Annotated in this window: 20 protein-coding genes; 9 read left to right on the top strand and 11 right to left on the bottom strand. The window is 62.8% G+C overall.

Translation table 11 applies throughout. The features are described from left to right. Positions 1-172: 172 nt before the first annotated feature. Complete coding sequence (locus tag OVA00_RS21645; protein WP_089044937.1) at positions 173-619, bottom strand: glyoxalase superfamily protein; 447 nt, start codon at positions 617-619, stop codon at positions 173-175. A gap of 274 nt (positions 620-893) precedes the next feature. Between OVA00_RS21645 and OVA00_RS21640 the strand changes: the two genes are divergently transcribed. From OVA00_RS21640 to OVA00_RS21630, 3 genes are all read left to right on the top strand, one after another. Continuing rightward, complete coding sequence (locus OVA00_RS21640) at positions 894-1,526, top strand: LysE family translocator (RefSeq protein ID WP_090297970.1); 633 nt, start codon at positions 894-896, stop codon at positions 1,524-1,526. Between the two features lies 1 nt (position 1,527). After that, positions 1,528-2,100: a hypothetical protein gene (locus tag OVA00_RS21635; RefSeq protein ID WP_268089603.1), complete on the top strand. Its 573-nt coding sequence runs from the start codon at positions 1,528-1,530 to the stop codon at positions 2,098-2,100. Between the two features lie 144 nt (positions 2,101-2,244). Then, on the top strand, positions 2,245-2,652 hold the full coding sequence (locus OVA00_RS21630; RefSeq protein WP_034786961.1) for a VOC family protein: 408 nt from the start codon (positions 2,245-2,247) through the stop codon (positions 2,650-2,652). 6 nt (positions 2,653-2,658) lie between these two features. On the opposite strand, the gene OVA00_RS21625 is transcribed toward OVA00_RS21630, so the two are convergent. The 3 genes from OVA00_RS21625 to odc2 form a co-directional block, all read right to left on the bottom strand. After that, entirely contained in the window at positions 2,659-3,285 is a 627-nt protein-coding gene (locus tag OVA00_RS21625) for a LysE family translocator (RefSeq protein ID WP_034786964.1), read from the bottom strand. A 197-nt stretch (positions 3,286-3,482) separates the two neighbouring features. Further along, on the bottom strand, positions 3,483-4,073 hold the full coding sequence (locus OVA00_RS21620; protein WP_034786966.1) for a GNAT family N-acetyltransferase: 591 nt from the start codon (positions 4,071-4,073) through the stop codon (positions 3,483-3,485). Between the two features lie 88 nt (positions 4,074-4,161). Beyond that, positions 4,162-5,301, bottom strand: a complete 1,140-nt coding sequence (odc2, locus tag OVA00_RS21615; RefSeq protein WP_218686560.1) for an ornithine/lysine decarboxylase — start codon at positions 5,299-5,301, stop codon at positions 4,162-4,164. Positions 5,302-5,996: 695 nt separating this feature from the next. On the opposite strand from odc2, the gene OVA00_RS21610 reads away from it, so the two are divergent. From OVA00_RS21610 to OVA00_RS21600, 3 genes are all read left to right on the top strand, one after another. Continuing rightward, complete coding sequence (locus tag OVA00_RS21610) at positions 5,997-6,890, top strand: LysR family transcriptional regulator (protein ID WP_268089602.1); 894 nt, start codon at positions 5,997-5,999, stop codon at positions 6,888-6,890. A gap of 101 nt (positions 6,891-6,991) precedes the next feature. Beyond that, positions 6,992-7,636, top strand: coding sequence for a DUF1007 family protein (locus OVA00_RS21605; protein ID WP_034786971.1), 645 nt, complete (start codon positions 6,992-6,994; stop codon positions 7,634-7,636). Next, positions 7,630-8,682, top strand: coding sequence for a nickel/cobalt transporter (locus OVA00_RS21600; protein WP_090297979.1), 1,053 nt, complete (start codon positions 7,630-7,632; stop codon positions 8,680-8,682). The genes OVA00_RS21605 and OVA00_RS21600 overlap by 7 nt, the downstream gene beginning before the upstream one ends. 22 nt (positions 8,683-8,704) lie before the next feature. Here OVA00_RS21600 and OVA00_RS21595 read toward each other — a convergent pair whose 3' ends face one another. The 4 genes from OVA00_RS21595 to OVA00_RS21580 form a co-directional block, all read right to left on the bottom strand. Then, positions 8,705-8,911, bottom strand: a complete 207-nt coding sequence (locus tag OVA00_RS21595; RefSeq protein WP_034786975.1) for a hypothetical protein — start codon at positions 8,909-8,911, stop codon at positions 8,705-8,707. Positions 8,912-8,953: 42 nt separating this feature from the next. Next, a complete protein-coding gene (locus OVA00_RS21590; RefSeq protein WP_034787278.1) occupies positions 8,954-9,649 on the bottom strand; it encodes a GNAT family N-acetyltransferase in 696 nt (231 codons plus the stop codon). A gap of 120 nt (positions 9,650-9,769) precedes the next feature. Continuing rightward, positions 9,770-10,483 carry a tellurite resistance TerB family protein gene (locus tag OVA00_RS21585; RefSeq protein WP_034786977.1) on the bottom strand — a complete coding sequence of 238 codons (714 nt, stop codon included), beginning with the start codon at positions 10,481-10,483 and terminating at the stop codon, positions 9,770-9,772. Positions 10,484-10,690: 207 nt separating this feature from the next. Continuing rightward, entirely contained in the window at positions 10,691-11,329 is a 639-nt protein-coding gene (locus tag OVA00_RS21580; RefSeq protein ID WP_034786978.1) for a 2-dehydro-3-deoxy-phosphogluconate aldolase, read from the bottom strand. 201 nt (positions 11,330-11,530) lie between these two features. On the opposite strand from OVA00_RS21580, the gene OVA00_RS21575 reads away from it, so the two are divergent. From OVA00_RS21575 to trhO, 3 genes are all read left to right on the top strand, one after another. After that, entirely contained in the window at positions 11,531-12,004 is a 474-nt protein-coding gene (locus OVA00_RS21575) for a CYTH domain-containing protein (protein ID WP_034786982.1), read from the top strand. Beyond that, positions 12,001-12,909 carry a CHAD domain-containing protein gene (locus OVA00_RS21570; RefSeq protein WP_268089601.1) on the top strand — a complete coding sequence of 303 codons (909 nt, stop codon included), beginning with the start codon at positions 12,001-12,003 and terminating at the stop codon, positions 12,907-12,909. The genes OVA00_RS21575 and OVA00_RS21570 overlap by 4 nt, the downstream gene beginning before the upstream one ends. 109 nt (positions 12,910-13,018) lie before the next feature. Next, entirely contained in the window at positions 13,019-13,975 is a 957-nt protein-coding gene (gene trhO, locus OVA00_RS21565) for an oxygen-dependent tRNA uridine(34) hydroxylase TrhO (protein ID WP_268089600.1), read from the top strand. 3 nt (positions 13,976-13,978) lie between these two features. Here the strand turns inward: trhO and OVA00_RS21560 are convergent, their stop codons facing one another. From OVA00_RS21560 to OVA00_RS21550, 3 genes are all read right to left on the bottom strand, one after another. Beyond that, a complete protein-coding gene (locus OVA00_RS21560; protein WP_268089599.1) occupies positions 13,979-14,449 on the bottom strand; it encodes a hypothetical protein in 471 nt (156 codons plus the stop codon). 117 nt (positions 14,450-14,566) lie between these two features. Then, complete coding sequence (locus OVA00_RS21555) at positions 14,567-14,974, bottom strand: GFA family protein (protein WP_034786992.1); 408 nt, start codon at positions 14,972-14,974, stop codon at positions 14,567-14,569. A gap of 113 nt (positions 14,975-15,087) precedes the next feature. Next, positions 15,088-15,864 (bottom strand): MetQ/NlpA family ABC transporter substrate-binding protein, encoded by a 777-nt coding sequence (locus OVA00_RS21550; RefSeq protein WP_034786995.1) that lies wholly within the window; start codon positions 15,862-15,864, stop codon positions 15,088-15,090. Positions 15,865-15,901 lie beyond the last annotated feature (37 nt).

Raw genomic sequence — 15,901 nt, 5'->3', positions numbered from 1 at the left:
CGTGATGTCCGAAGGGGCCGGCAGGACCGCGCGCTCAGCACGGCGCGCCCGTCATCATCCCGGAAACCAAAACGTCCCCGGAAGGCGCCGGCCTCGGGGACGTTGGGTTGAACTTCGGCGCCGGACCGGAAACGGACATGTCCGCAGGGCCTCGGAAGGCGGTGCTCGCGCCTCACCATTCAAGTTCGAGTTGCGGGATCCCGTTGGAGGTTTTTTCGATCGTGCGGCCGCTCTCGTCCACCGTCGCGGTAACCCGCTGGCGGAAGGCCGAGAAGCTCTCGAAGGTGACGACGTCGACCGGCTGGTCGAATTTCATCGTCAGACGATAGCGTCCCGGCTGCGCCGCGATCGCCTGGACGCCCAGGATCTCGCCTTCGAAGGCCTGGCCGAGATAGCGCCCCTTCACGCGGGACCCGAGCATCCAGGGATTGAAGGGCGGCCGGTTGCCGGCGGCGGCATGCAGCGTGTTCCAGTCGCGATAGCCGTACTGGGCGGCGATCAGTTCGAGCGAGCGGGAATGGCCGATGGTTTCGCCTTCGGATGCGAGGCGGATGCGCAGACGCTTGGCCTGGTCTTTCAGGGCGTCGAGCGAGGGAAGCGGGATTGATCCGCGCGTCATGAGAAGGTCTCCTGCAGCGGCATGCATTCCTTGAAGATGGGAGCCCGCATTGCCACCGGTTCGCATGCCGTTTCGGCTGACCGTGTCTCAAAAGAAGGACTTCACCAAAGCATGACGCTCGCGGACGGCAGGGACCTTCACCCTGCCGCTTCCATAGGGGATGCCGCCTCGACTGTCAAACCAGGCCCGGAAATGCGGCTGCGTCCGCGCGAAACACGATTGCGCACGCGCAAAAGCTGTGGGACGACTGAAGGAGACGACGAGGGAGGAACTCATGACCGAAATGACGATACTCGCATTTGCGCTGGTTGCCTTCATCGGCATCGCGACACCGGGCCCGACGGTCCTCCTCGCACTCACCAACGGATCGCGCTACGGGGTGCGGCGCGCAATCGCCGGCATGGTCGGCGCCGTGCTCTCCGATTTCGTGCTGATCGGCGCGGTCGCGCTTGGCCTCGGTGCGCTGCTGGCGGCCTCCGAATTCTGGTTTACCGTCGTCAAATGGCTGGGCGCGGGCTATCTGGCCTTTCTCGGCATCATGCTGTTGCGGTCGAAAGGGACGATTCAGGTGGCAAACGAAGCCGGCGGCGCGGCTCCCGTTTCCTCTGCCGCGATTTTCCTCAAAAGCTTCCTGGTCGCTGTCACCAATCCCAAGGGTTATCTGTTCTTCACCGCCTTCCTGCCGCAATTCATCGATCCGGCGGCACCACAGGCGTCGCAATACGCCATGCTTGCGCTCGTCTTCGCAGCCGTCGATTTCACCGTGATGTTCGGCTATGCGCTGCTCGGCGCGAAGGCTGCAGCTTTCCTCAAGCGTTCCGGCGCCGTCTGGCTCGACCGCCTCTGCGGCGGCGCGTTGCTGGCGCTCGCCGGCTCGCTCGCCCTCTATCGCCGCGCCACCGCCTGAAATGCTGTTTCGCCAAAACGTGCTCGCTGGCATCGCCAGCGGCGACGTAACCTTGGCCTTCCGGCGTTGGACCAAGCCGACTGTCAAGGCCGGCGGTAGTTTGCGCACCGCAGTCGGTGTTCTCGCTATCGATGCCGTCGACGAGATCGACGAAGGCGCGATTACCGACAGCGATGCCCGCAAAGCCGGCTTTGCCGATCGCGCCGCCCTCGCGAAGGAGCTTACCGCGCGCACCGAAGGGCGCTGCTATCGCATCGCCTTCCACCGGGCCGGCGACGATCCACGCATCGCCCTGCGGGAAGCGGCTGACCTCGACGGTGAAGGACGGGCAGAAATCGACCGCAAGCTCGCGCGCTTCGACGACAGCACCGGCATGGGCTGGACGCGTCCGGTACTGCAGCTGATCGCCGTCCGTGACGGGACGACCGCAGCGGAGCTGAGCGCCTCCATCGGCATGGAGAAACTGAAGCTCAAGGCGCGCATCCGCAAATTGAAGGAGCTCGGCCTCACCGAAAGCCTCGATGTCGGCTATCGCCTGTCCGGCCGCGGGCGCGCCTATCTCGACGGCGAATAGCCCGCGTGAAAAAGCGGGCGGTGACGCGGACACGATCGGTCATTCCTTCCAATCCCGATCGCCGCTGTTGCGTGCCTAGAGCAGGTGTGAGACGACTTGCCACCGAAACGGACCACCCCCATCAGGCAAGGCGAGGAGACAGGCATGATCGGCTACACCATGGTCGGAACGGCGGACCTGAGGCGCGCAGAGCGCTTCTACGATCCGGTGATGGCGCTGATCGGCCAGGAGCGCTGCTACTGCGACGAGCAGGTTTCCTCCTGGGGTCGAAAGGATGATGACAAGGCGCCCCGTTTCTTTGCCTGCCACCCCTTCGACGGGAAAGCCGCCTCGGTCGGCAACGGTGCGATGACCGCCTTCCTGGTGGAAAGCGCGGAGGTCATCGACCGGCTGTTCGAGACCGCCATGGCGCGCGGCGGCAGCGAAGAGGGAAAACCAGGCTTCCGTCCGCAATATGGCGATGGCTTCTACGCGGCCTATGTGCGTGATCCCGACGGCAACAAGCTGGCCTTCGTCTGCTACGACGCCCGTGAGGTCGAGAGCCCGTCCTGATCGGTCCTAGCGTCGCGTCGACCAGCCGAACCAGATCGCCACGGCCGCAAGCATCAGCGCGAGCACACGCCGCACCAACCGTTCGCGTGCCGGCGAGTTGAGGACCGGCTCCAACGCCCCGGCCAGAAGCACGATCGCGGCATGAACCGCGGTCGCGACCCCCACATAGAGCGCGGCAAGCGTCAGGTTCTGGGGCAAGAGCGGGCGTGTATCGTCGACGAAGGTCGGAAGCACGGTGACGAAGAACAGCGCCGCCTTCGGATTGAGCAGATTTGTGATCAGGCCGCGCCGGAAATAGAAGGATGCGGGCTTGCCGCTCGGCCCCGCCTCCTCACCGTCACCGTTCCAGGCCTCGAAGGCGAGATAGAGCAGGAAGCCGACGCCTGCCCAGCGAAGCGCCCCATAGAGCATGTCCGACTGGCCGACGAACTCGGCGACCCCGAAGGATGCGGCAAGGCCGACGATCGCCAGGCCGAGCGCCACGCCGGCGACGGTCGCCATGCCGGGCCTGCGCCCCTCCGAGGCCGCGACCATGGCGAGGTAGGCCATGTTCGGTCCCGGCGTCAGTTCGATGATGAAGGATGTCAGTAGAAAGGGCAGCAGGGTCGCTGCCCCGAAAATGAACGGATCCATGCGCGAGACTTCCATCCGCCTGCAACGAGGCCTTGGCGCAAGGACAGGTCAGCGGCGCTGCCTTGTCAAGGAAGATCACAAACCGATCAGCAGGGAGCGCCCGGCATGTCATGCGTCTGCCCCCTCGCCGATCAGATCGGACCAGCGAGGGAGCAGCGAAAAATCCGCCACCGCAGGGTTGGCGGCGGAAAGAGATCTCAGGCGGCGCGGCGAACCGGCGGCATGGCGAGCTTGCGGCCGCTGGCAACGATCAGGCCGGCGGTGCCCTCGAGCCAGTTGTCCCGAAGCTCGAGCGCCAGGAACCGGTCGCGTTCGAACGGCCCTGGCATCACCAGATGCTGGGTGCGGCTGGCAAAGAAGCCGAAGCGCTCGTAATAGGCAGCATCACCGACGAGCAGGATCGCGCCATGGCCGCGGTTCTTGGCCTCTTCGATCGCGGCCCGCATCAGCATGCCGCCGATGCCCTTGCCCTCATGGGCGGGGTCGACTGCGAGCGGACCGAGCAGCAGCGCCGGCACGGCATGGCCCTCACGGCTGACGCCGGCCTCGACGTTCCAGAGCCGGACCGTGCCGATCACGTGACCATCGACATCGCGGGCGACGAAGGCAAGGCCTTCGGCCGGCAGCCGGCCGCTGCGCAGCTTCTCCGACGACTTGCGGCGGCGCTCCGGCCCCATGGCACGGTCGAGCAGGTTCTCGCGCGCGACGACGTCGCCCGGATTCTCCGCATCGATTACAAATGTAGTGGGCGCGAAAAACGCGCGCAGGGCGTCAACAACAGCGGCCATCGGGGCCTCCCGTCATCAAAACCGCTTCAGGCGGACCGAACGAAAATTGTGAAGTGGCGCTCCCGCCCGAGGACGGGAGCAGGCCGGATCAGATCACATAGGCCTTCAGCGGCTCGAAGCCGTTGAAGGCGACGGCCGAGTAGGTCGTCGTATAGGCGCCGGTACCTTCGATCAGAACCTCGTCGCCGATCGAAAGGGTGATCGGCAGCGGATACATGTTCTTCTCATAGAGCACGTCGGCCGAATCGCAGGTCGGGCCGGCGAGCACGCAAGGCTCCATTTCGTCGCCATCGCGCGCCGTACGGATCGGGTAGCGGATCGCTTCGTCCATGGTTTCGGCGAGTCCGCCGAACTTGCCGATGTCGAGGAACACCCAGCGATGGGCGTCGTTGTCCGACTTCTTCGAGACGAGAACGACTTCCGCCTTGATCACGCCGGCGTTGCCGACCATGCCGCGACCGGGCTCGATGATCGTTTCCGGGATGTGGTTGCCGAAGTGCTTCTTCAGCGCGCCGAAGATCGCCTGGCCGTAGGCTTCCGCCGTCGGCACGTCCTTCAGGTACTTCGTCGGGAAGCCACCGCCCATGTTGACCATCTTGAGCTCGATGCCCTGCTTGGCCAGTTGCACGAAGACGCGCTTGGCATCTGCAAGGGCCTGATCCCAGGCATCCAGCTTCGTCATCTGCGAACCGACATGGAACGAGACGCCGTAGGAAACGAGGCCATGCTGGTGGGCGTAGACGAGCACGTCGACGGCCATCTGCGGGACGCAGCCGAACTTGCGCGACAGCGGCCATTCGGCGCCTTCACCATCAGTCAGGACGCGGCAGAACACGCGAGCGCCGGGGGCTGCGCGGGCAACCTTCTCCACTTCTTCGTGGCTGTCGACCGCGAACAGGTTGACCCCAAGCGCGTGGGCGCGGGCAATGTCGCGCTCCTTCTTGATGGTGTTGCCATAGGAGACGCGGCTCGCGGTCGCACCGGCGTCGAGCGCCATTTCGATTTCGGCGACGGACGCGCAATCGAAGGAGGAGCCCATGCCGGCGAGCAGGCGCAGGATTTCCGGCGCCGGGTTTGCCTTGACCGCATAATAGATCGAGCTGTCCGGCATCGCATGGCGGAAAGCCTTGAAATTGTTGCGCACGACGTCGAGGTCGACAACAAGGCACGGGCCTTCCGGTCGTCGGGTGTTGATGAAGTCGATGATGCGAGCCGTGGTCATGGCCATATTCCCCTGATCCAAGATGCCCCGCTTTCGCGGAGGACAAAGGGCATACGCGCACATGCTCTGGAACCAGCCGGTGGAGACCCCGGAACCATGCATGCGCTCGATGCGCGAACGGTGAATCAAAGCCCGCCTAGGCTTCAATTCGGCTTTGTCTGCCATGGATTGGAGGGAATAACCCAACCGCACTTCCGGCAATGAAGGTGTGCCTCTTCAGTAACCCCGGCTGTTGGAAAGCCGGCAGACACCAGAAAGGCCCGCACCGTCGTTGCTTCAAGATGTCCTCGCATTTCCCGGTTGGCCGGAATAGCGACTGGAGGGGTTAGTTCCAGGTACCTTACCGATACCCTCACCTAATCGAGGGTCGGCGGACACCCACAGGCACGTGCGACTTTGGGCAAGGGCGTAGGTAAGAAAAAAGCCCGTCGTAATCAAGAGTTTTTTCACAACCGCGGTTGAATTTTTTTCCAGCCGGGCAAAACTGTCGATGTTCACAAATTTTGAACGCTTGGCGCCAGATCGTCCACAACGCTAAAGCATTGAAAGAAGACTATTATTTATAAGAACCGGCACTGAAGGCAGAACCCGGCGCAATGACGCAAGCGACGGACAATCTGCCGTCTGCATTATCGACGCGGAAAGAGGCCTTCGCCGGCGAATCGGCGAAGCACGATTGAGAGCACGAAAGAAAGATCGCCATGGACACACTCACCCGCATCCGCGCCTTTATCGATGTCGTGGACGCCGAGGGGTTCTCGGCCGCCGCAAGGCGTGTCGGCAAGTCGAAGGCGCTGCTTTCGAAATATGTGCGCGAGCTCGAGGATGAACTCGGTGCGCTGCTCCTCAACCGCACGACACGGCAGTTCTCGCTGACCGAGGCTGGCCACACCTACTATCGCACCGCATCGGAAATCCTGAAGGAGATCGACAATCTCGCCGATCTCGTGCGCGCCAACAACTCCGACCTCAAGGGACGGCTGCGCATCACCGCGCCGCGCACCTTCGTCGATGCCGACATCGGCCAGTCGCTGGTCGATTTCGGCAAGCAGCATCCCGAACTCTCGCTCGAAATCATCTCCGACGACCGTTTCGTCGATCTGGTCGAGGAAGGCTTCGACGTCGCCATCCGCATCACCCGGCTCGAAGATTCGACGCTGATCGCCCGCAAGCTCGACGATTTCCAGGTGCTGATCTGCGCTGCCCCGGAATTCCTGGAAAAATCTGGCCCCATCTCGCACCCGACGGACCTTTCCAAGCTGCCCTGCATTCTCGATACCAATGGCCGCTCCTACTCCAACTGGCGCTTCGTCGAGCCCGATGGTTCGGCCTTCACCGTGCCCGTCAGCGGCCCGATCGAGGTCAACAGCCCGCTTGCAGCCCTCAGAGCCACCGTCTCCGGCCTCGGCGTATCGATCATCCCGGATTTCATCGCCCGCCCGAAAATCGCTACCGGCGAACTCGTCACGCTGTTCGACGATTTCCTCCCCCGCGACCGCGGCATCTATGCGATCTATCCGCATCGCCGCTACCTCCCGGCCAAGGTCAGAACCCTCGTCGACTTCCTGCACGCCTGGTTTCGCAAGCCACGGTGATCGGGCGCCGGCACCTCAAAGTCCCAATTCCGTCCCATTTCCGGTACATTCCCGGAAACGAATCGCGGAGCGATCGCTCCAGCCGAAAGGATTGCCGCCACATGAGAACCAAACGCCTCGTCATGGCCGGCCTTGCCACCCTGGCTGCCCCGTCGCTGGCCTTTGCCCACCCGCACATCTTTGCGGAAGCGCGCCTCGAGGTCGTCTCCGACGACAAGGACGAGATCAGCGAACTCAGGAACGTCTGGCGCTTCGACGAACTGTTCTCCTCCAGCGTGGTGCTCGATTTCGACAAGAACTCGAACGCGACGCTCGATCCGGATGAATTGGCCGAAGTCGGGCAGACGGTGATGGAGTCCCTGTCCGAGTACAATTATTACACGACGATCCTCGACAACGGCAAAACCATCAAGGTCAACAAGCCGGATCACATCACCGTCGACTACAAGGACGGGCAATTGCTGATGATGTTCGCGGTCAAGCCGGCCGAGCCGATGCCGCTCAAGGGCAAGCTCTCCTTCGGCGTCTACGATCCAACGATGTATACGGCCATGGACTTCGCCACCGACGATGACCTGACCGTCGTCGGCGACAAGATCAATGCCTGTGAGCACAAGGTCGTCCGCCCTGATCCCGACGAAGTTCTCGCCGAGAACAAGGACACCTTGACCGACGCCTTCTGGAGCGACCCGACGGGCACCGACATGTCGAAGCTGTTTGCAACCAGGATCGAGATCACATGCTGAACACCCGCGGGATCGCACGTCTGGTTACGGCCGCGCTCGTCGTCACGGCGCTTTCTGCAACGATCGCCGCGGCGCAGTCGCCCCTCGGCATCGGCACGGCCGAGCCCGCGTTCAAGACGACCGGTTTTCTCGGCGGCTTCTTCGCCTGGATCAACATGGAGCAGCAGGGCTTCTACCGGCTGATGACCAATGCGCTGAAGGGGATGCGTGAGAACCCCTGGCAGCTCTGGTCGCTGGTCGGCCTGTCCTTCACCTATGGCGTGTTGCATGCCGCCGGCCCCGGCCACGGCAAGGCGGTGATCTCGTCCTACATGATCGCCAACGAGACGGAACTGAAGCGCGGCGTGCTGCTCTCCTTCCTGTCCTCGCTGCTGCAGGGCGTGGTCGCGATCCTCCTGATCGGCGCCGTTTACCTCATCCTGCGCGGTACCTCGATCAGCATGACCAGCGCCACGCGCTGGCTGGAGATCGCAAGTTACGCGCTGATCGCCGCCTTCGGCGGCTGGCTTCTCCTGCGCAAGCTACGGTCGATGCTGCGTCCGGTTGCCTTGGCTTCCGTTGCCGGCGGCGGGCACGTCCAGCTCGCGGACGATCACCATCATGATCATCATGATCATCATCATAGCCACCATCATGATCACCACGGGCACAGCCATGGCCCGGGCGAGGTCTGCTCGAGCTGTGGCCATGCGCATGCGCCCGACCCGTCGATGCTGAAAGGGGATCGTTTTGCGCTCCGCGAAGCTTGGTCGGCAGTCATCGCCGTCGGCCTGCGCCCGTGCTCCGGCGCACTCATCGTGCTGTCCTTCGCACTCCTGAACGGGCTTTACCTCGGCGGCGTGCTTTCGGTCTTCGCCATGTCGATCGGTACGGCGATCACCGTCTCAATCCTTGCGACCATGGCCGTCACCGCAAAGGGCGTTGCGCTGCGCTATGCGGCAAACGGCGCGGCGGCTGCCCGGATCTCGAACGGCATCGAGATCGCCGGCGCTGCCCTGGTTCTGTTGCTGGGATTGGCGCTGCTCGGCGCGGCTCTGCAGAGCTGACGCACGCGGCCTGATCGGGCCGTCAGAGCCCGCGCTTGCGCTGGTAGCGGGCGCGCAGCCAGAAGAGCAGGAAGAAGCCGAGCACGAAGATCACGCCGAAGGCGGCAGCAAGCCAGGGCGAGATATCGCCGAGCTTGAGCATGATCGACGGCAGGACGAAGAAGCCGAGACCGGCGACGACGAGAATGATCGCAGCGGCGATCGCCGGTGACTTTTCCTTGTTCTGCATGACTTCCCTGTTGTTGTCTGCTGCGGCTTAAGCAGCCAGCGCCTATTTCGACGCCTGCAGCTCCAGATCCGAGCGTATATCTTCAAGCCGCCGCTTCTGGCGACCGTCTTCATCGAAATTATCAGCTGCAAGCCAGGTTTCGAATGCGGCATTGAGCAGCGGCCATTCGCTGTCGATCATCGAAAACCAGGCCGTATCACGGTTGCCGCCCTTGGATATCATGTGCTGGCGGAAGATGCCCTCGAAGGTAAACCCGAGCCGGGCGGCGGTCTTGCGGCTCGCCATGTTCTCGCTATGGCATTTCCACTCGTAGCGGCGATAGCCGAGATCCTCGAAGGCGTGCTTCGCCATCAGGTAATGCACTTCGGTCGAGAGCGGCGAGCGGGCCATGGCGGCGCCGTGTGCCACGGAGCCGACTTCGACGACGCCGTTGGCGGGATCGGCACGCATGTAATTGGCCATGCCGACGACGATGCCGGTCGCCTTGTCGCGGAAGACCTCTGTAACCCAGCCGGATTTCTCCTGCGCCGCCGTCAGCCAGGCATCGAAAGCGTCGATATCCCTAAAATCCGGCTGCGTGAAGTATTTGAGCAGCGGGTTGATCGCCATACCGCCGAGGCCTTCCCAGAGGTCCTGCAGATGCCGGTCGCGCTCATAGGCCTCGAGCTTGACGAAACGCCCTTCGAGCGCGACGCCCTTCGGCGCCGGGCACCCTTTCCAGTTCTTCAGATCCTGCATCGGCCGCTCCTCCTTCATCCCTGCCCTTCGGCATAGGCCAGAGTGGCGGCCGACACAAATTCAAACTGGTGATGAACCCTGTTCGAACCGGTGATGAAACCATGCCCCCCGAACGGTATCCTACGCGGTGGCCGGCACCTTGGCGGCCGAGACCGTCGCCTCGATGTGATCGACGAGCGCGTCGGGAAGTCCGAGGCGTCCGGCGAGCAGGTCGAGATAGCCGCGCTCCGCACGGGTTTCCGGCTCGATCGTCAGGCGCGACGCGGTGTAGATCTCCACGCGCTCCTCTTCGGTCTTTGCCGCGCCGACGATCGCGTCGATATCGACCGGGTTGGCAAGCTCGCCTTCGAGGAAGGCCGCGGCATCGGCCGAAAGGCCCGAGACCGACAACTTGTCCATAATGTGCTGGCGCTCGGCCTCGTCGATATGGCCGTCGGCACGCGAAGCGGCGATCATTGCGCGCACGAGAGTCAGCGCAAAATCATGGCTGACGGCTTCCGGAGCAGAGGCGAAGCCGGAATCGGCCGGCGGCGGCAGAAGTTCCGGCTCGCCCTTGGCAACCGTTGCACCGCCCGGCGTATTGCCGGCCTGATAATTCTTGTAGGCTTGGTAGCCGAGACCGGCGATCGCCGCGAGACCGCCAAGCACGGCGGCGTTGCCGGCCAGCTGACGACCCGACTTGGTGCCGAGCAGAACAGCGGCAATGGCGCCGCTCGCCAGTGGATTGTCCTTGGCAAGCTGCGTCGCCTGGGTCGCGCGATCGCGCACCGTGCCGCCGGCACCGGGCACCTGCGATCCCAGAAACTGATCCAGCAATTTCTTCGCGTCGAACATCGGGTTTCGCTCCTTGTCGGTTCCGGGCGGTTGAAGGCGAGCTCAAGGGTGCGCCGCCCGCGCGCCCGTCGCTGAATGGATTGAGACATAGGAACGTTGCAGGGAAAATACAAATTCGCGCCAGAGGCGAGCGACGCCGTACAGCCAAAGAAAAAGGCCGGGCTCTCCACCCGGCCTTTCAAAAAAACGGAAGGCGTTGCTTGCCGCTCAGCCCTTGAGCACGAAGGCTTCTGCCGCAAGCTTGGTGATGCCGGCCCAGTCGCCCTTGGCAACCAGTTCCTTCGGCGCAACCCAGGAGCCGCCGACACAAACGACGTTGGGCAGCGTCAGATAGTCGCGCGCATTGGCAAGGGAAATGCCGCCCGTCGGGCAGAAGAGCGTGCCGGCAAGCGGCGAGGACAGCGACTTGAGGTAGGCGGCGCCGCCGGCCTGCTCGGCCGGGAAGAACTTCATGACGTCGTAGCCTTCTTCACGCAGACCCATGACTTCGCTCGCCGTCGCCGCACCCGGCAAAAGCGGCACCTCGTGGTCGTTGGCCACATCGATCAGTTCCTGCGTCGTGCCGGGGCTGACGATGAACTTCGAGCCGGCTTCGACCGCGGCTTCGAACTGGGCGGCGTTGAGGATCGTACCGGCACCAGCAACAGCGCCTTCGACTTCGTTGGCAACGGCGCGGATCGCTTCGAGTGCGGCCGGCGTGCGCAACGTGATCTCGATCGCCTTCAACCCGCCGGCAACGAGCGCGCGCGCCAGGGGAACGGCGGTCGCCACGTCGTCGATCACCAGCACCGGAACAACCGGCGCCAGTTTGAGGGTTGAAAGAAGCCTGTCGGATTTCGCGCTCATGCCGATCGTCCTTTTTAAAACGATTGAATATGCCCTCCGCATACTCCCCCGGCCACCGGTTGTCGAGACCCAAGGCGGCGGGAGCGCGGCTTTCGCATGTAAGGCAACGGTAATATGCAACTTGCGACAAAGAGATGACTTGAGCCTTTGCGTGAAAGCGATAGGTTGAAGGCCGCGGGCCCTCGAAATGGCGGATTTTCCATGGCGAAGGAAATAGAGCGCAAGTTTCTCGTCGCTTCCGATGGGTGGCGAGAGCGTGCGGACAAGGGCATTGACCTCAGGCAGGCCTATGTCGTGACCATGGACGACCGCTCGCTGCGCGTGCGCATCCACGGCGACAAATGGGCGCGGCTGACCATCAAGATCGGCAAGTCGGCACTGGTCAGAAACGAATACGAGTACGACCTGCCGATGGACGATGCCCGCGAGATGCTGACCCAGGCGGTCGGGATCGTCATCGAGAAGAGGCGCTACCGGGTGCCGCACAAGGGGTTCACCTGGGAAGTCGACGTCTATGGAGGCGCGCTCAAAGGCCTCGTCGTTGCGGAAGTCGAGATGAAGCGCGAAACCGACATGCCGGCGCTGCCCGATTGGGTCGGGCAGGAAATCACGGGCGATCGCCGCTACTCCAACCAGTCCCTCGCCACAGAAGGACTGACGGAACCGCAACCATGACTTACGCCTTCGAACCTGGACGGCCTTTTTCCGAAGACTTCCGCACGATCGCCGCCGAACAGCTCACACAGGCGGTGATGACGCTCGAGGATCGGCCTGACGGGGTGCACGAGGCGATCCATGACGCCCGCAAGAATTTCAAGCGCCTGCGCTCGCTGTACCGTCTCGTCGCAGCGGACGTGCCGCTTTTTCAGAAGCACGAAAATGCGCGCATCCGCGACATGGCCCGCAACCTCTCAACCGTTCGGGACGCGGCCGCACTGGTCGAGAATGCCCATTACCTCAAGGCAGCCGCTTGCAACGAGGAGGAAGAACGGGCGCTCGCCCATGTCTGCGAGCGGCTGACGACACGCCGGGACCGCATCACGGCAAGCGCGACCGATATCGAGGACCGCGTGGCAGCGACCATCGTGCGCTGCGAGCAGGCACTGCAGGCCCTCAGCCAAGTGACATTCGACGATCGACGCCGCAAGACCGCAAACCGGCTGACGAAGGGATGGCGGCGCACTCTGAGGCGGGCCAAGCGCGCCAGGCAGGCATGCAGCGAGACTTCGGAAGCCCCGGCGTTCCACGAGCTGCGAAAGCGGGCGCAGGACTACCGCATGCATCTCGGCCTGATGCACGCGGTCTGGCCTTCCGCCCTGCAGGCCAAGCGCACCGAGGCTAAAGCGCTGGTCGACACGCTCGGGCACCTCAACGATCTCGCGGTCATGACCCAGTTGATCAACGAGGATCCGGGGCTTGCCGGTAACAGTCAGGATCAGGCCCACCTCATCGCAGCCGTCATCGACCGACAGGGAAGCTTGCGCAAGCACGCTCTTGATCTCGCCGCCGAGGTCTTCCAGGAGGAACCGGACGACGAAAGCCGAACGATCCGGTTGCTCTGGCTCGACGCCGCGCGCTGATGCTTCGGCGAAATTTCGGCGGGCGGACCGACTGTCCGCGCCGCGACAGAGTGCCCCTGGCCCCCGCCGCGATTGCGCTTGCGGCGCGAAAGCTGTATTTGCACGGGCCATGACCGACATTTTCACGACCCCGCGCCCTGAGCCCCATGGTGAGACGCATGGCCAATTTCTGGTGGCCGCGCTCTATCATTTCGCACGCTTCCCGCGTTTCGCCGATTTTCGCGAACCGCTGCAGGCCGTCTGCGACGAAAACGGCGTCAAGGGAACGCTGCTTCTGGCGCATGAAGGCATCAACGGCACGATCGCCGGCACGGATGCCGGCATCGCCGCGGTGCTCTCGTTCCTGCGCGCGCAGCCCGAATTCGGCGCACTGGAGCACAAGGAAAGCCGTGCATCGTCCATGCCGTTCCTGCGCATGAAGGTGCGGTTGAAGAAGGAAATCGTCACCATGGGCGTCGAGGATATCGACCCCAACAAGATCGTCGGCACCTATGTCGATCCGAAGGATTGGAATGCGCTGATCTCCGATCCCGAGACGATCGTCATCGATACGCGCAACGACTACGAAACCGCCATCGGCATCTTCAAGGGTGCGGTCGATCCGAACACCAAAACTTTCCGCGAATTTCCCGATTGGGTGCGCAACAACACCGGCCTGCACAACAAGCCGAAGATCGCCATGTACTGCACCAGTGGCATCCGCTGCGAGAAGGCGACCGCCTTCATGAAGGAGCAGGGCTTTGATGAGGTGTACCACCTCAAGGGCGGCATCCTGAAATATCTCGAGGAAGTGCCCCAGGAAGAAAGCCTCTGGGAAGGCGCCTGCTTCGTCTTCGACGATCGCGTCTCCGTCACCCATGGCCTCGAGGAAGGCGAGCACACGCTCTGCCACGCCTGCCGCCAGCCGCTGACCAAGGCGGACCTCACTTCACCGCACCACGAGGACGGCGTCTCCTGCATCCATTGCCACGAGGTCCGCACCGACGAGGACCGCGAACGCTACCGCCAGCGCCAACGGCAGATCGAACTTGCGAAGAAGCGCGGCGAGCGCCACCTCGGTAGCTGACAATCATAGCTTGATGTCGGGTTGTACGATCACCGGGCTTTCGGTTGGAGGAAACTTCAGAAGGATACTACCGATTCGGCGGCGTATCTGGATGACAAGTTCCTGACCAAAGTCGGATGGCGACCGTTCAACCACAATAAACTCTTCCAGCCGGCTGTTGTCAGTCGACCATATTGCCGGGCTTGAGAAGCCGCAGTGAGTGTCACCGCAGCTGACCATCAGCGCTCCGCCTTCACCGTCCCTATCCGGACGCAGACTCAGCTCCACACCTTTTTGATCGGTGAAGAGCAGGCAGGTCTTTCCATAATCGCATGCGACTTCAGCGTAAGAAAGAAGCTTACCGCCCAACGAAAATGCGTAGCGAACGTGAAACTTGCCCTCGCCAAGCGGCTCCGCAGCCCCTCTCTCCGTCGGCAGAAACATGGCAAGTGCCACAACAAACAACCGGCGAACACCGCTGTTTCTATATCTCATCTAAGCCTCGAATGGCGACATGGTTGCACCGCAATGAACACGACTCTGAGGCGTATTTGTGAGCACCACAATCTCAAGGGCAGTTTTCCAGAGCAACACAGCACCGACTTCCCCCTGTCAGCCCGGCAACGCCTCGCATTCCTCAAGTGCCAATGCACTGCGGTCCCATTCATGGCGGCTGCGGGTGAAAATGGCGTCTGTCGGTCGAAATACCGACGGGTCGTCGAGCGTGCCGGCATAGATCGACACACGCGGATCGTCCGGCGGGCCGGAGCCATAAACCTGGCTGCCGCAGGTTTCGCAAAAATAGCGGATCGAAGGATTGCCGTTTTCAGCGCGCGTCTCGTAACCGCGGCCGGTTCCCGACATCGTCACATCGGCCCGCTCGAAGATCATGTAACAGCAATGACCGGTGCCTGTCGTGCGCTGGCAATCGCGGCAATGGCAGAAACCGGAAAAAAGCGGCTCACGGTTCAGCTCATACCGGATTGCACCGCAGAGACATCCGCCTTTCAAGACGCTCATGGTTCGTCCTCCTCGAAGTGCCAGGAGGATAGCCAAGCAAGCCATGCGGTCAAAGAAAAACCGCGCGCCGCAAGTTGCAGCGCGCGGTCCATGTTTCCCTTTACCAGAGACGCTTACCAGCTCGGGATCAACGCGCCTTTAAAGGTGTCGTTGATGAAGGCCTTCACCTTTTCGTCGTGGTAGGATTCGACCAGGGTCTTCACCCACGGAGCATCCTTGTCGGCCTTGCGCACGGCAATCACGTTGGCGTAGGGCGACTTCTCGCCTTCGATCGCGATCGCGTCCTTTTTCGGGTGCAGGCCGGCTTCCATCGCGTAGTTGGTGTTGATGACGGCGGCATCGACGTCCTGCAGCGAGCGCGGCAACTGGGCAGCGTCAAGCTCGGCAAACGTGATGTTCTTCGGGTTCTCGGTGATGTCGGCCGGCGTGACCTTGAGGCCGACCTCTTCCTTGACCTTGATCAGGCCCTTCGACGCCAGAACCAGCAGCGCGCGGCCGCCGTTCGTCGGGTCGTTCGGAATGGCGATCGTGGCGCCGTCCTTGAGCTCGTCGAGGCTCTTCACCTTCTGCGAATAGACGCCCATCGGGGTGGTGATGGTGGTGCCGACGCTGACGATGTCGAAACCACGATCGGCGATCTGGTTGTCGAGATAGGGCTGGTGCTGGAACGAGTTGGCGTTGAGGTCGCCGTCAGCCAGAGCCTGGTTCGGGACGACATAGTCGGAGAATTCGAGGATCTCGATATCGAGGCCCTTGGGAGCTGCGATTTCCTTCACCTTCTCCATGATCTGGGCGTGTTCGCCCGGCGTGACGCCGACCTTGATGGTTTCGGCGAGTGCCGTGCCGGCGGAAAGAGCGGCAATCGCTGCCGCGATGATAAGCTTCTTCATGGTCGTCTCCTTGTTCACGTTCAGTCTTGGGAGGAAA

This window comes from Ensifer sp. SL37, from assembly GCF_026672675.1.
In the GTDB taxonomy this organism is placed as follows: Bacteria; Pseudomonadota; Alphaproteobacteria; order Rhizobiales; family Rhizobiaceae; genus Ensifer; species Ensifer adhaerens.
This window is presented reverse-complemented; position numbering and strand designations above follow the sequence as displayed.

What these genes read in the sequence shown, in the direction of transcription:
- OVA00_RS21575 (WP_034786982.1), top strand. Translation starts at nt 11,531, where the DNA reads ATGGCGAAGGAAATAGAGCGCAAGTTTCTCGTCGCTTCCGATGGGTGG.
- OVA00_RS21600 (WP_090297979.1), top strand. Translation starts at nt 7,630, where the DNA reads ATGCTGAACACCCGCGGGATCGCACGTCTGGTTACGGCCGCGCTCGTC.
- OVA00_RS21585 (WP_034786977.1), bottom strand. Translation starts at nt 10,483, where the DNA reads ATGTTCGACGCGAAGAAATTGCTGGATCAGTTTCTGGGATCGCAGGTG.
- trhO (WP_268089600.1), top strand. Translation starts at nt 13,019, where the DNA reads ATGACCGACATTTTCACGACCCCGCGCCCTGAGCCCCATGGTGAGACG.
- OVA00_RS21570 (WP_268089601.1), top strand. Translation starts at nt 12,001, where the DNA reads ATGACTTACGCCTTCGAACCTGGACGGCCTTTTTCCGAAGACTTCCGC.
- OVA00_RS21635 (WP_268089603.1), top strand. Translation starts at nt 1,528, where the DNA reads ATGCTGTTTCGCCAAAACGTGCTCGCTGGCATCGCCAGCGGCGACGTA.
- OVA00_RS21555 (WP_034786992.1), bottom strand. Translation starts at nt 14,974, where the DNA reads ATGAGCGTCTTGAAAGGCGGATGTCTCTGCGGTGCAATCCGGTATGAG.
- OVA00_RS21625 (WP_034786964.1), bottom strand. Translation starts at nt 3,285, where the DNA reads ATGGATCCGTTCATTTTCGGGGCAGCGACCCTGCTGCCCTTTCTACTG.
- OVA00_RS21645 (WP_089044937.1), bottom strand. Translation starts at nt 619, where the DNA reads ATGACGCGCGGATCAATCCCGCTTCCCTCGCTCGACGCCCTGAAAGAC.
- OVA00_RS21640 (WP_090297970.1), top strand. Translation starts at nt 894, where the DNA reads ATGACCGAAATGACGATACTCGCATTTGCGCTGGTTGCCTTCATCGGC.
- OVA00_RS21595 (WP_034786975.1), bottom strand. Translation starts at nt 8,911, where the DNA reads ATGCAGAACAAGGAAAAGTCACCGGCGATCGCCGCTGCGATCATTCTC.
- OVA00_RS21610 (WP_268089602.1), top strand. Translation starts at nt 5,997, where the DNA reads ATGGACACACTCACCCGCATCCGCGCCTTTATCGATGTCGTGGACGCC.
- OVA00_RS21550 (WP_034786995.1), bottom strand. Translation starts at nt 15,864, where the DNA reads ATGAAGAAGCTTATCATCGCGGCAGCGATTGCCGCTCTTTCCGCCGGC.
- OVA00_RS21560 (WP_268089599.1), bottom strand. Translation starts at nt 14,449, where the DNA reads ATGAGATATAGAAACAGCGGTGTTCGCCGGTTGTTTGTTGTGGCACTT.
- OVA00_RS21590 (WP_034787278.1), bottom strand. Translation starts at nt 9,649, where the DNA reads ATGCAGGATCTGAAGAACTGGAAAGGGTGCCCGGCGCCGAAGGGCGTC.
- odc2 (WP_218686560.1), bottom strand. Translation starts at nt 5,301, where the DNA reads ATGGCCATGACCACGGCTCGCATCATCGACTTCATCAACACCCGACGA.
- OVA00_RS21605 (WP_034786971.1), top strand. Translation starts at nt 6,992, where the DNA reads ATGAGAACCAAACGCCTCGTCATGGCCGGCCTTGCCACCCTGGCTGCC.
- OVA00_RS21630 (WP_034786961.1), top strand. Translation starts at nt 2,245, where the DNA reads ATGATCGGCTACACCATGGTCGGAACGGCGGACCTGAGGCGCGCAGAG.
- OVA00_RS21620 (WP_034786966.1), bottom strand. Translation starts at nt 4,073, where the DNA reads ATGGCCGCTGTTGTTGACGCCCTGCGCGCGTTTTTCGCGCCCACTACA.
- OVA00_RS21580 (WP_034786978.1), bottom strand. Translation starts at nt 11,329, where the DNA reads ATGAGCGCGAAATCCGACAGGCTTCTTTCAACCCTCAAACTGGCGCCG.